Source organism: Lactobacillus sp. UMNPBX6, assembly GCF_002553975.1.
GTDB classification, from domain to species: domain Bacteria; phylum Bacillota; class Bacilli; order Lactobacillales; family Lactobacillaceae; genus Lactobacillus; species Lactobacillus gallinarum.
The window spans coordinates 1-13,970 of sequence record NZ_PCZD01000020.1 but is presented as its reverse complement, the minus strand read 5'-3'; the positions used below and the strand labels follow the sequence as shown (position 1 = coordinate 13,970).

The 13,970-nt window shown below is 37.8% G+C and carries 11 protein-coding genes, 1 tRNA gene and 1 pseudogene; all 13 read left to right on the top strand.

What is annotated here, in order from left to right:
• Position 1 precedes the first annotated feature (1 nt).
• Positions 2-1,432: an oligosaccharide flippase family protein gene (locus CP357_RS04755; protein WP_098036672.1), complete on the top strand. Its 1,431-nt coding sequence runs from the start codon at positions 2-4 to the stop codon at positions 1,430-1,432.
• Between the two features lie 2 nt (positions 1,433-1,434).
• On the top strand, positions 1,435-2,133 hold the full coding sequence (locus CP357_RS04750) for a glycosyltransferase family 32 protein (RefSeq protein WP_025005405.1): 699 nt from the start codon (positions 1,435-1,437) through the stop codon (positions 2,131-2,133).
• The gene (locus tag CP357_RS04745; RefSeq protein ID WP_025005406.1) at positions 2,121-2,591 is read left to right on the top strand and encodes a SprT family protein; all 471 of its coding nucleotides are present in this window, start codon (positions 2,121-2,123) and stop codon (positions 2,589-2,591) included. Before CP357_RS04750 ends, CP357_RS04745 begins: the two co-directional genes overlap by 13 nt.
• Before the next feature lie 65 nt (positions 2,592-2,656).
• Positions 2,657-2,744 (top strand) — tRNA-Leu (locus CP357_RS04740).
• A gap of 84 nt (positions 2,745-2,828) precedes the next feature.
• A complete protein-coding gene (locus CP357_RS04735) occupies positions 2,829-3,476 on the top strand; it encodes a glycoside hydrolase family 73 protein (RefSeq protein WP_025005407.1) in 648 nt (215 codons plus the stop codon).
• A gap of 85 nt (positions 3,477-3,561) precedes the next feature.
• Positions 3,562-5,808: a DNA helicase PcrA gene (pcrA, locus tag CP357_RS04730; RefSeq protein ID WP_098036671.1), complete on the top strand. Its 2,247-nt coding sequence runs from the start codon at positions 3,562-3,564 to the stop codon at positions 5,806-5,808.
• A 40-nt stretch (positions 5,809-5,848) separates the two neighbouring features.
• Positions 5,849-7,855: an NAD-dependent DNA ligase LigA gene (gene ligA / locus CP357_RS04725; protein ID WP_098036670.1), complete on the top strand. Its 2,007-nt coding sequence runs from the start codon at positions 5,849-5,851 to the stop codon at positions 7,853-7,855.
• A 12-nt stretch (positions 7,856-7,867) separates the two neighbouring features.
• Positions 7,868-9,016 (top strand): CamS family sex pheromone protein, encoded by a 1,149-nt coding sequence (locus CP357_RS04720; RefSeq protein WP_087175891.1) that lies wholly within the window; start codon positions 7,868-7,870, stop codon positions 9,014-9,016.
• Between the two features lie 11 nt (positions 9,017-9,027).
• Positions 9,028-9,336, top strand: coding sequence for an Asp-tRNA(Asn)/Glu-tRNA(Gln) amidotransferase subunit GatC (gatC, locus tag CP357_RS04715; RefSeq protein WP_025005411.1), 309 nt, complete (start codon positions 9,028-9,030; stop codon positions 9,334-9,336).
• Positions 9,336-10,775, top strand: coding sequence for an Asp-tRNA(Asn)/Glu-tRNA(Gln) amidotransferase subunit GatA (gatA, locus tag CP357_RS04710; protein ID WP_087175892.1), 1,440 nt, complete (start codon positions 9,336-9,338; stop codon positions 10,773-10,775). Before gatC ends, gatA begins: the two co-directional genes overlap by 1 nt.
• A gap of 4 nt (positions 10,776-10,779) precedes the next feature.
• Positions 10,780-12,210 (top strand): Asp-tRNA(Asn)/Glu-tRNA(Gln) amidotransferase subunit GatB, encoded by a 1,431-nt coding sequence (gene gatB, locus CP357_RS04705; protein WP_098036669.1) that lies wholly within the window; start codon positions 10,780-10,782, stop codon positions 12,208-12,210.
• A gap of 25 nt (positions 12,211-12,235) precedes the next feature.
• Positions 12,236-13,156 carry a diacylglycerol kinase family lipid kinase gene (locus tag CP357_RS04700; RefSeq protein WP_098036668.1) on the top strand — a complete coding sequence of 307 codons (921 nt, stop codon included), beginning with the start codon at positions 12,236-12,238 and terminating at the stop codon, positions 13,154-13,156.
• Between the two features lie 65 nt (positions 13,157-13,221).
• Positions 13,222-13,913 (top strand): annotated as a pseudogene (locus CP357_RS04695) (TMEM175 family protein).
• Positions 13,914-13,970: the final 57 nt, after the last annotated feature.

The following is a 13,970-nucleotide window of genomic DNA, read 5'->3' as shown; positions in this document are numbered from 1 at the left end:
ATTGCGTAAAACATTTTTAAATATCTTATATAATGCGGTTTATCAGATCTTTATCGTTTTAGTACCGCTGATTACAGTACCCTATCTTTCAAGGGTATTAGGGCCAAAAACTTATGGAATCTACAGTAGTGTTAATAACACAGTCCAATTTTTGATGATCTTTTGTATTTTGTCAGTTTCTTATGTGGGGATGCGGACGATTTCAAAAACACGGACGTATGGTACACCTGAAGATTTAACTAAAGCATTTTGGGGATTATGGTATTTCCAGGGGATTGCTGGGATTATTACTATTGCTTTTACTGTTTTTATTACTACAGTATTCCATATTCAATATTGGTTTTATCTATTATTAATGGTGCCATATTTGATTTCTGCACAAGTGGATATCTCATGGTTCTTCCAAGGGTTAGCCGACTTCGGCCGAGTTGTTTTGAAAAATACTTGTGTAAAACTAGTCAGCGTTGTATTGATCTTATTATGGGTAAAATCACCAGCAGACTTGTGGAAGTATTTGTTAATCATGTCGGTTTCGACTATGCTTGGGTCCTTTGTCTTTTGGTTTGACATTCACCGTTATGTAGGCAAGCCAGTCGCTCATTTTTATAAGTTCAAAAAGACGGCAATTGCGATTGGTACGCTAATGATTCCGCAGATTGCGACCCAAATTTATACATCGTTAGATAAACCAATTTTGGGGTTTTTTTCAAGTTCAACCCAGGTTTCTTTTTATGATAATTCGCAAAGAATCTCAAACATGATCTTAGGCGTAATCACTAGTATTTCGCTTGTTATCATGCCGAAGATGGCCAGTGAAGGAAAAGAAGCACAAAAGGTAGTGATGAAGAAGTCCCTAGAAGCCACGGTAATGTTGGGGACATTATTTGCAGTAATCATTATGGCTAATACTAAACAATTCGTGCCATTCTTTTTCGGAAATCAATATATTCCAATGACACCGTTGATGTTTTGGTTTACCTTAACCATTATCATGATTCCAACCGGTGGGGTTTTTGCTAATCAGTTTGCTCTGGCTAATAGTCGGGACCGTGATTATGCTTTTCCGGTCGTAATTGGAGCGATTTTAGAAATTGTTTTAAGTTACGTGCTAGACCGTCCATATGGTGCGATGGGAGCAATGATCGCCATTTTAATTACTGAATTTGTTGTGTTGATACTTAGACTGTGGGTAGTACGCGATGGCTATCAATTTACATATGTCTTTCATGATGTGCCTAAATATATTGCAATTGCTTTGATTACCTTAGCTGCAGGGATGCTGATGCCTAACTTTATTTCATCTGCATTTTTCAATATGGCAGTTAAATCAATTATCATGCTCGTAATTTATTTGGGCTTGATGTTCCTGTTTAAGTTGGACTTTAACGAAGATATTGTTAAACTGCTCAAGAATTTCTTTAAACGAGGTTAAAAATGATACCAAAAATAATTCATTATGTTTGGGTAGGTCATAATCCTAAGTCAAAAATAATTAAAGAATGTATTGCGACCTGGAAGAAAAATCTGCCTGCTTATCAATTCATTGAATGGAATGAAGATAATTTTGACATGCATGAAAATAAATATATTGAGCAGGCCTATCAGGCTAAAAAATGGGCCTTTGTTTCTGACTATATTCGTGCACGGGCAATTTATGAGCAGGGTGGTATTTATTTGGATACCGATGTGCGCGTAATTGATGATCTAACTCCTTTGTTAAAAGATCAGGCTTTTATTGGCTTTGAGAACAAAGATTATCTCTCAGCCGCAATTTTTGGTGCAGAGAAAAAGCATCCCTTCATGCAAGATATTTTAGATTATTATCAAGATCGCAGTTTTGAATTCGATTCTCATAATCAAATGGCAGGAGTCAACAGCATTTCGGTTACTGACATCTTGATAGATAAATATGGTCTAAAAATTGGTAATAAAGAACAAATGCTTAAAGAGGGCATTCATGTTTATCCAGACGGCGTATTGTGCAATCCTTCCAAAGATTCCAAGTCTATCCATCTTTTTACAGGGACTTGGATGAACGGCAAGCATTCTTTTAAGCATAAGATCGTAACGGATTTAAAACGTCATATCAATACTCCAAAACAGGCTGGGCGATATGCTAAATGGATTCGGTAGAATTACAAAATTTAATAGAGCAAATTTCTCTGCAATGTTTTAATAGACCATTTTTGCATCAGGTAAAAATCAATCGCCGAATGACGACAACAGGTGGACGTTACCACCTTGATGATCATCATATTGAAATTAATGCGCATTTTTTAGCGCCACAATATCATGAATATTTGGTAGGCATTATTAAGCATGAATTGTGTCACTATCACTTGCATTTATTGCATCGTGGTTATCATCATCGCGATCGTGATTTTAAAATTTTGCTCCAAAAAGTAGGTGGCAGTCGCTATGCACCCGATATAGGCTTGCGTCGGCGTAAAAAATTTAATTATATTTATGTCTGTGAAAATTGCGGCTTGCATTATCCGCGTATGCGCCGAATTAATACTAGAAGGTATAGATGCGGTAAATGCAAGAGGCAGCTGCGTTTAGAGCAAAATTTTAAAGTTTCTAATAAATAAATTCAAATTATTTTCAATTTTCCCTTGCACATCTCTTAGATTTAGTCTATTATAGTTGATGTGCCGCGGGCGTGGCGGAATGGCAGACGCGCAAGACTAAGGATCTTGTGATCGCTTTAGATCGTGGAAGTTCGAGTCTTCTCGCCCGCACCAATTAAGAAGTCGCAGTGAGCGACTTCTTTTTTTTACACAAAAATAGGTTATACTTTACTTAATGAATTAAAGGAAATAAGTATTATGGCAAAAAAGCGTAAGTCAAGGATACCTAAAAGCGTAAAGACCGTTGTACGTGTGTTTATCATTTTGTTTATTTTGTTAGTGGCATATGTAGGTTTTCATTACTACAGAAGATATGCAATTCAATCTGAACAAATTAGACAAGCACAACTGCAGCGTGAACAAGAAGCCGCAAAATTATTACGGCAAAAGAAAGCATTTATTAAAAAGATTGGGCCGATTGCCCGTGAAGTAGATAAATCATACGATTTATTACCAAGTATTACTGTTGCCCAAGCTTGTCTTGAAAGTAATTACGGGCAAAGCGATTTATCACAAAAATATAATAATTTATTTGGAGTGAAGGGAACTAATCCTAATACTTCTGCGGTGATGACAACTAAGGAATATGTTAAGGGCAAGTGGATCACTGTTAAGGCACGCTTTCAAATTTATGATTCATATGAGGCATCGATTAGAGCGCATGCGCGTCTATTCCAAAATGGAACGACTTGGAATCATCAACAATATAAGCATGTCTTAGCTTCTAAAGACTATAAGACTCAGGCGAAGGCTTTGGTTACTGATGGCTACGCTACCGATCCTGATTATGCGGATAAATTGATTAATTTGATTGAACAATTTGATTTGGAAAAATATGATAAGTAAAAGTAAAGCAGCAAAATGAATGCTGCTTTTTTTGGTATAATATTCGAGTTGCATTAGTAAATTTATTTTTGTGAAGGGGACAATAATGAGCGAAAAATCTATCTTAGCCGGTTTGAATCCGCAACAGAAAAAAGCGGTTGAAACTACAGAAGGACCACTGTTGGTCGTTGCTGGGGCAGGTTCTGGTAAAACTTCTGTTTTAACTAGACGAATAGCCTACTTAGTTGAAGAAAATCAAGTTGCACCATGGAATATTTTAGCCATTACCTTCACCAATAAGGCGGCTAATGAAATGCGTGAGCGTGAACAAAAATTGCTAGGGCCAGCCGCTCAAAATATTTGGATGTCGACTTTCCACGCCCTTTGTGTTCGAATTTTGCGTAGAGACGCTGATAAGATTGGCTATAGTCATAACTTTTCTATTGCGGATTCTGCAGAACAATTGACTTTGGTAAAACATATTGAAAAGGATTTGAACATTAATCCTAAGATGTACGATCCACGTGGAATTTTGTCTGCTATTTCTAATGGAAAGAACGACTTGCTTGATCCTAAGGCTTTTGCTGCAAGTGCTAGTTCACCTTTTGATAAAATGGCAGCTAAGGTATATGAAGAATATCAAAGAAGACTGCGCCGTGATCAAATTATGGACTTTGACGATTTGATTATGCAGACTTTGGTTTTATTTAAAAAAGATCCAGATACTCTTCATTATTATCAAAATAAGTTCCGTTACATTTTGGTAGATGAATATCAGGATACTAACCAAGCTCAGTATGAACTCTGTCATGCATTAGCTGCACAATATAAAAATATTTGTGTAGTTGGGGATGCTGATCAGTCAATCTATGGCTGGCGTGGTGCTAACATGGAAAACATCATGAATTTTGAGCAAGATTACAAAACTGATGGAGTTAGAACTGTTAAGCTAGAACAGAATTACCGTTCAACTGGTCATATCTTATCAGCCGCAAACTCAGTGATTAAAAATAATCAGAACCGTAAGGCAAAGAATTTATGGACTGATCAAGGCGAGGGTGCCAAGGTTACTTATTATCAAGCCCAAAGTGGTGATGATGAAGCCCACTACATTATTTCAAAAATTAAGGAAGAAGTAGAAGCTAAAAAACGCACCTATAAAGATTTTGCCATTCTTTATCGAACTAACGCCCAATCTCGTACAGTCGAAGAAGCTTTTGTTAAATCTAATATTCCTTATCAAATCGTGGGAGGTCACAAATTCTACGACCGTAAAGAAATTAAAGATATTATGGCTTACTTGAAGTTGGTTGCAAATCCTGCGGATACAATGAGTATGAATCGTATTATCAATGTACCTAAGCGTGGTATTGGTGCAGCGACTGTGGATAAGTTGTTGGCATTTGCGGATGAAAATCACTATAATGCCTTGGATGCCATGGATCATGTGGCAGAAAGTCCAATTAATACCAGAGCTGCTAAAAAGTTAAGCGATTTTGGCACAAAATTGAGGGATGCAATATCTTATGCACAAACGCATGGCGTAACTGGTTTAACTGAAAAGATCTTGTCTGACTTTGAATATACTGATGCTTTAAGAGCAGAAAATACTATTGAAGCTGAAACTAGATTAGAGAACTTGGATGAATTCTTATCAGTTACTAAGCGTTTTGATGATCATTATGAGCCCGATGAAGATGAATCAAATCCGTTGAGTGACTTCTTAGCAGAAGTTTCATTATTGAGCGATCAGGATGATTTAGATGAAGATGATAATCAAGTTGCTTTAATGACTTTGCATGCTGCTAAAGGTCTAGAATTCCCAGTTGTTTTCTTGGTCGGCATGGAAGATGGGTTGTTCCCATTGCAGCGAGCAATGATGGATGATAATGAACTTGAAGAAGAGCGCCGTTTAGCTTATGTAGGAATTACTAGAGCTAAGAAGGAACTTTATTTGACTAATGCATATTCACGGATGATGTACGGTCGTATGCAAAATAATCCACCTTCAAGATTTTTGGATGAAATTGATCCTAAAGATTTGCAAAAAGAAGAAAGCAATCAACTTCAAAGTAGCTTTATTAAATCTAATTTTCAATCACAACCTGCACCATTTACGCGTAAAGCTGAACGAGCTCGTGCCCAAGTTTATACTGCTAAAAAGGCTTCTGGTGCTGTAGGTGCCGAAAAGAAAGGCTGGAGTGTTGGCGATCAAGTTGAACATAAAGCTTGGGGCCGCGGTGTTGTAACCAAAGTCAATGGCACAGGGGAAGATATGGAATTAGATATTGCCTTCCCAGATAAAGGAATTAAGCGTCTTCTAGCAGCTTTTGCGCCTATTAAGAAGGTATAATAAAGATAAAAATAAAAGGATTTTTAATCAGGAGGTAAAAATGGCTAAGATTACTCTTGATGAAGCTAAAAAAGAAGCAGCTTCTCTTAGAACCCAGCTAGATGAATGGGCCGATGCGTATTACTCTAAAGATGCGCCTGAAGTTGAAGACAATGTTTATGATCAAAATTACAACCGTTTGCTTGAATTAGAAAAAGCTTTCCCTGAAATTGTTACGCCTGATTCAATCACTCAGCGTGTAGGTGGAGAAATCGATAGTGATTTTACAAAGGTTAACCATCCAATTCCTATGCTTTCAATGGGGGATGTTTTTTCTAAGGAAGAACTTAAGGAATTTGACCAACGAATGCAAAAGCTGGTTGGTCACCCCGTGGAATATAATGTCGAATTAAAGATCGATGGCTTATCTTTATCACTTGAATATCAAGACGGTAAATTGGTTCGTGCATCGACTCGAGGCAATGGTTATGTTGGTGAAGATGTAACGGCTAATGCACGTTATATTGCGGATATTCCTCAAGTTTTACCAGAACCTTTAACTACTGAGGTTCGCGGCGAATGTTATATGGGAAAAGAAGCTTTTGCCAAGTTAAACCAAGAGCGTGAAGAAGAAGGCTTGATCGTTTTTGCAAATCCACGTAATGCGGCTGCTGGCTCACTTCGTCAGCTTGATCCTAAGGTTACTAAGAAACGTCAACTAAGTACTTTTATTTATACATGGGTTAATCCACCGCGCGAGATTACCAGTCAGCACCAAGCGATTGAACGCATGCATGAATTAGGTTTTCATACTAATGAAACAGGTCGCAAATTAGCTAACCTTGATGAAGTGTTTAATTTTATCGACGAATACACGGCTAAGCGTAATAGTCTAACATATGGTATTGATGGAATTGTTCTAAAAGTTGATGATTTAAGTCTTGAACAGCAATTAGGAAATACCGTGAAGGTGCCACGCTGGGAGATTGCTTATAAGTTCCCACCAGAAGAGCAAGAAACGATCGTGCGTGATATTGTTTGGACAGTTGGCCGAACTGGTGTTGTAACGCCAACGGCAGTCATGGATCCTGTCCAACTGGCAGGGACAACCGTTGCAAGAGCTTCACTGCACAATCCAGATTATTTGAATGAAAAAGGCGTTCGGATTGGTGATACCGTTAAGCTTCATAAAGCCGGCGATATTATCCCTGAGATTTCTGAAGTGGTTTTATCAAAGAGACCAGCAGATTCTGTGCCTTATGAAATTCCTACTACTTGTCCGTCCTGCGGGCAAAAATTAGTCCACTTAGAAGATGAAGTAGCCTTGCGTTGCATTAATCCATCTTGTCCAGCTCAAGTGGAAGAAGGCATTACTCACTTTGCTTCTCGTCCTGCCATGAATATTGCAGGTTTAGGTCCTAAAATTGTTAAGCAATTGATTGCTAAGGACTTAGTGCATAATGTAGCTGATCTTTATCATTTAACAAATGAAGATCTTGCCCAACTTGATCACTTTAAAGAAAAATCCATCAATAATTTGTTAACGGCAATTAATAATTCCAAAAATAATTCTGTTGAATTATTGATTACTGGTTTAGGAATTGACCATGTTGGGGCTAAGGCAGCCCGCTTAATTGCGCAAAAGTTTAAAAATCTAGCAAAGATTATGTCACTAGGGGTGCAAGATATTGCTTCAATCGATACAATAGGCATGACGATTGCAGAATCAATGACAACATATTTTGCTCAACCTGAAGCACAAAAATTAATTGAAGAATTAAGAGAAAGCGGACTTAATATGGACTACTTAGGTGCAGATGAACCAGAAGCAGCACCAGATAATCCATTTAAAGATAAAACCGTTGTTTTAACAGGTAAATTAGAGCATTATACAAGAAGTGAATTTACCAAGAAATTGCAGGCTTTAGGTGCTAAGGTCACAGGATCTGTATCGCGTAAAACTGATTACGTAATTTATGGAAAAGATGCTGGATCTAAGTATAATAAAGCTGAGCAACTGGGAGTACCACTTCTGACTGAAGAAGAGGCAATCGCACAAATTGAATAAAGGACAATTATTGTGAAAAAATATTTGCAGATTATAGCTTTAGCTGGGGCTATGCTCACTCTGAGTGGTTGTGGTAAATTAAAAGATTCAAGTTTAGCAAATAATGCCACTACTACTTCAACAGCTAAAAAGAAAAGTTATCAAACAACCAATACAGGTAAAAATGGCTACACCGTTTTAATGAAAAATGGTCGCTATGTAATTAGTCCAATTGCTGGTTTAACCGCAACTGATAATGATAATTCAGTTGATACGCGTGAATTAGAGCGTGGCTTAATCCAGATTTCTAAAAATCAATTTTCACCTAACCAATATGTGTTCCAAGAAGGACAATACTTAGATACTTCAACAGTAACAGATTGGCTGATTAGAAAGTCTAAGAGCAATCCAAAGGGCTTGAATCCAGCTGATAATGGTAAAAATGGTCCTGATACTCGTAATCCAATTTATTTGGAAGAAATTGTAGAGCAAGACTATTTAACTGGTTCAGGTTCAAAGTATCAACTTGGTGGAATGAGCTTAGGTTTAGCAATGAATTCTGTTGACTATTACCAAAAAAAGCGTGATGGTGCAGAATTTAAGACTGAAATTTCAAGAGCTGAACAAAAGGCTCAAGGTGAAAAAATTGCTAATGAAATTGTAGCTCGTTTGCGTAAGAAGAAGGCTTTGAAGAATATTCCAATTACCATTGGATTGTTCTCAAAGACAGAAAAAGATTCATTAGTTGGCGGAACTTACTTTGCTTACGGGACAGCGGCCGCTAATAGTAGTAAAATAACTAAATGGAAATCCGTGTCGGAAAAAATGCAAGTTTTACCGACAACTGGTAATGAAAAAGCAATTAATAGTGATGATGCATCTCACTTTAATGATTTTAAGGCAGCTATTCAAAATTACTTCCCTAATATTAGTGGAGTAACAGCAACTTTGCGTTATGATAATGGCAAGCTTGCTCAAGAAAATATTTCAATTACCACACAATTTTATGGTTATGAGCAAATTCAGAGTTTTACTCGTTTAGTTTTGTCATCGGCAAAGAAATATCTGTCTAATAATGTTCCAATTGAAATTAAAATTGGATCGGTTGATGATGTGCAAGCATTAATTGCTAAGGAAACCGGCGACAGTGATTATCAAGTCCATGTATATGGCGGCGAATAGGAGGTATTTGCGTGGAAATCACAAAAGATACCATTAAACACGTTGCGACTCTTTCGCGACTTGCGTTTAATGAAGAGGAATTAGATAAATTTACAGATCAAATGGGATCAATTATCAACATGGCAGATCAACTTAGTGAAGTTGATACTGAAGGCGTTGAAGAAACTGTTCAAGTTGTTGATCGTGATACTGTATTTAGAGAAGATAAACCTGAACACTGGCAAGGACAAAACAGAGAAACATTAATGGCTAATGTTCCTGAAAAGGCTAACGGCTACATTAAGGTTCCTGTAATTATTAATAAGGATGAGGACGAGTAATGAATTACTTAAACGAAAATATTGATTCATTAAATAAAAAGCTTGCCAGCGGTGACTTGTCAGCAGATAAGTTGGCTCAAGATACTGTGGCAAACATTAAAGACACAGATAAGAAGTTAAATGCTTGGATTACTGTAGTAGATGATGCAAAGCCTGCAGAAAACCTTGATTTTTCAAAGAGTAAATTAGCAGGTATTCCAATTGCCATTAAGGACAACATTATTACTAATGGTATTAAGACTACTGCAGCAAGTCATATGTTGTACAATTACATGCCAATGTATGATGCAACAGTTGTTTCTAAGCTTAAGAAGGCTGGAGCAACCTTTGTTGGTAAGACCAACATGGATGAATTTGCTATGGGTTCTTCAACTGAACACTCATACTATGGTGCAACCCATAACCCATGGAACTTAGATAAGGTTCCTGGTGGTTCATCCGGTGGTTCTGCAGCAGCAGTTGCTGGTGGTCAAGTTGTAGCAGCTCTTGGTTCAGATACTGGTGGTTCAATTCGTCAACCAGCTGCATTCAATGGTATTTTTGGTATTAAGCCAACTTATGGCCGTGTATCTCGTTGGGGTCTTATCGCATTTGGTTCTTCACTTGATCAAATTGGTGTAATGACTAAGCGCGTTAAGGATTCAGCAGAAGTACTTAATGTAATTGCAGGTGGCGATGAACACGATTCAACTGTTTCAACTCGTGAAGTTCCTGACTTTACCAAGTTTATTGGCCAAGATGTTAAGGGTCTTCGCGTAGCCGTTCCTAAGGAATACATGGAAGCAGTTAGTGGTGAAATGCGTGAAGTTATCCAAAAGCAAATTGATGCTTTAAAGGATGCCGGTGCAATCATCAATGAAGTATCATTGCCACATACTAAGTACGTTGTGCCAGACTACTACATCATCGCTTCAAGTGAAGCTTCATCAAACCTTCAAAGATACGATGGTATTCGTTACGGTTATCGTGCAGAAGACACTAAGAACTTGCTTGATGTTTACGTTAAATCACGTTCTGAAGGTTTTGGTGCAGAAGTTAAGCGTCGTATCATGCTTGGTTCATTTGCACTTTCAGCTGGTTCATACGATAGATTCTTTAGACAAGCTGCTAAAGTTAGAACATTAATCTGCAACGACTTCGATAAGATCTTTGCTGAAAATGATGTGATCGTTGGTCCAACAACTACTGAACCTGCATTTGATATTGGCAGTGAAATTTCTGACCCAATTAAGATGTACAACAACGATATTTTGACTATTTCTGCCAACTTAGCAGGTATTCCTGCAGCTAGTGTTCCAGCTGGTTTAGTTGATGGTATGCCTGTCGGCTTACAAGTTATGGCTAAGCGTTTTGATGAAGGTAATGTCTTCAAGACTGCTGACTTTATTGAACGCACAAATAAGTTTTATGAAAAAACACCAACTGGAATGGAGGATTAATTGAATGAATTTTAAATCGACTATCGGACTTGAAGTCCACTTCGAATTAAAGACAAAGAGTAAGATTTTCTCTCCTTCACCAGTAACTTACGGTGCTGAACAAAACACGGAGACGAATGTTATTGACTGGGCTATGCCTGGTACCTTGCCAATGGTTAACAAGAACGTATACCGTTTAGGTATTATGGTTGCCATTGCAACTCATGCTCACATTTTGCCAACTACTCACTTTGACCGTAAGAACTACTTCTATCCTGATAACCCAAAGGCTTACCAGATTACTCAATTCTTCCAACCACTTGCTCGTGATGGTTACATTGAAGTAGAAGTTCGTGGTAAGAAGAAGAGAATCGGTATTCATGAAATGCACATCGAAGAAGATGCCGGTAAGAACACTCACGGAACTAACGGCTTCTCATACGTTGACTTAAACCGTCAAGGTGTTCCACTTCTTGAAGTTGTTTCTGAACCTGATATGGAAGACCCAGAAGAAGCTTACGCTTACCTTGAAAAGTTACGTAAAATTGTTCAATTTACTGGTGCTTCTGACGTTAAGATGGAAGAAGGTTCAATGCGTGTTGATACCAACATTTCTATTCGTCCAGCTGGACAAAAGGAACTTGGTACCAAGGTCGAAATGAAGAACTTGAACTCATTTGATCACGTTCGTCGTTCACTTGCATACGAAGAAAAGCGTCAAGAACAAGTTCTTCTTGCTGGTGGTCACATCCAACTTTCAACCCGTCGTTTCGATGAAGCAACTGGTAAGACTGTTTTGGAACGTGTTAAGGAAGGCGCATCAGATTACCGTTACTTCCCAGAACCAGATATTGCTCCTGATCACATTAGCCAAGAATGGATCGATCAAATTGCTAAGGAACTTCCAAAGAGCCCATTTGATCGTTACGATGACTATGTTAACAAGTTTGGTTTGAAGCCATACGATGCAAATGTTTTGCTTCAAACTAAGGAAAGCTCAGACTTCTTTGACGCAGCAGTCGAAGCTGGTGCCGATCCAACTCTTGCTGCTAACTGGATGAACACTCAAGTAAATGGTTACTTGAACGATCACCGTGTAAGTTTGAATGACATTAAGCTTACTCCAGAACACTTAGCAGAAATGATCAAGTTGATCAAAGATGGTACTATTTCATCTAAGATCGCTAAGAAGGTCTTTGCTGAAACTATTGCTAACGGTACTGATCCTAAGAAGTACGTTGAAGACAACGGTATGGTTCAATTGTCGGATACTTCAGTCTTAGCTCCAATGGTTAAGAAGGTTGTTGACGATAACCCACAATCAGTTGAAGACTTTAAGAATGGTAAGGACCGTGCAATCGGCTTCTTAGTTGGTCAAATCATGAAGCAAACTCGTGGTAAGGCTAACCCTAAGATGGTTAACAAGTTGCTTAACCAAGAATTGCAAAGTCGCTAATTTTTAGAACGTTAAGGTAGTAATTATGACTAGTAAAGCAAGATTAATTTATAATCCTGTATCCGGTCACGAGCAGATGCCCAAAAACGTGGCCGATATTTTAGATGTGTTAGAGCAAGCTGGCTATGAAGCTAGTGCGTTTAGAACTACACCTGAACAAAATAGTGCTCGCAATGAAGCTACGCGTGCTGCAAAGGAAGGTTTTGACCTGATCGTTGCAGCCGGTGGTGACGGGACAATCAATGAAGTAGTTAACGGAATTGCATTTTTAGAGCATAGACCTAAGATGGCAATTATTCCTGCTGGTACTACTAATGATTATGCACGTGCATTAGCCATTCCACGTGATAATATTCCAGATGCAGCGAAAGTTATTCTGAAAAATAAAACACGGAAAATGGATATCGGTAAAGCAGTTTTTGGCAATCAAACTCAATATTTTGTAAATATTGCTGCCAGCGGTTCTTTAACAGAATTAACGTATGGTGTGCCATCTGAAGTTAAATCAGCTTTAGGGTATGCTGCATACTTAATCAAGGGTGCAGAAATGTTGCCTCGCTTGACAGAGAACGAAATGCGCTTGACTTACGATGATGGCGTATATGAAGGCAAGCTCTCCATGTTCTTACTTGGAATGACCAATTCAATTGGTGGCTTTGAACAAGTTATGCCAGATGCACAACTTAGTGATGGCTTATTCCAATTAATTGTGGTTAAGCCCTCTGACCCTGTCAGCATGATGAAGCTGATGGCTTTAGCCTTGAATGGTAAGCACGTTGATGATCCTAATATTATTTATACCAAGACGCGTAGCTTAAAGGCCGAGCTGATCGGTAAGAGTGCAGGACAAGATTTGCCAGTTAACCTTGATGGTGAAATTGGTGGTTATTGCCCAGTAGAATTTGATAATTTACAACAACGCATTGAATTTTACGTTGGTAAATAAAAGTTAAAATTATAAAAATAAATGGAGCTTAGCTAATTGCGCTAAGCTCCATTTTTAGGTGAAAAATGTTTAAACTGCATAAAGTGTTCGATAGTCGACATTATCGAAGGCTATCATCAGTTCAGAAGGAAGAATTAAAAGAAGCAAGGGAGAAAGTGCGTCAGGCGCAGCAAAAAGAGCCTGAAAGATTGCGAGAACATGTTGAAACTTTTAATGATGCAGTAATTGCAATCATTATTACGATTATTGTTTTGCAAATACAGCCCGCTTTTAAAACAAGCCAATATTTAGAATTTTTAGGAAATATCGTGATTTTCATTATAGCTTTCTTTATTATTGCGGATTTTTGGTATGATTTGCATTTAGCTTTTTCTTATTTCATCTTTAAACCTGATAAAATTACCGCTATTTGTGATTTTTGTTTGTTGGCTACTTATCACTTTTACCTGTGATGACTAAGTGGATCATGATGCGAGATTCCGCCTTTGCGGTGACAAATTTTGGAATTGTGTATTTCATTGCTCAAATTTTAAAAGTGTTTGTGCAATATTTCGGTGCCAAGCCATTGATGCGAAGCCCGCAGGTAATGAACATTATGATGGTAAAAACTTCGGTACATAGAATTATTCTGGTTCTTGTTTTGACAATATTTTTGATTCTATTATCATTGATTTTACCTAGAGTGGCTATGTTTCTATATATTCTTATTCCGTTTATTTCATTCTTAATGCCCATTAATAGTAGAGGGTTTAGATAAAAAGTGTCTGGGAAAAAACTAATTCTCAGACAGGAAAAAAGAACGATGATTTCCTAA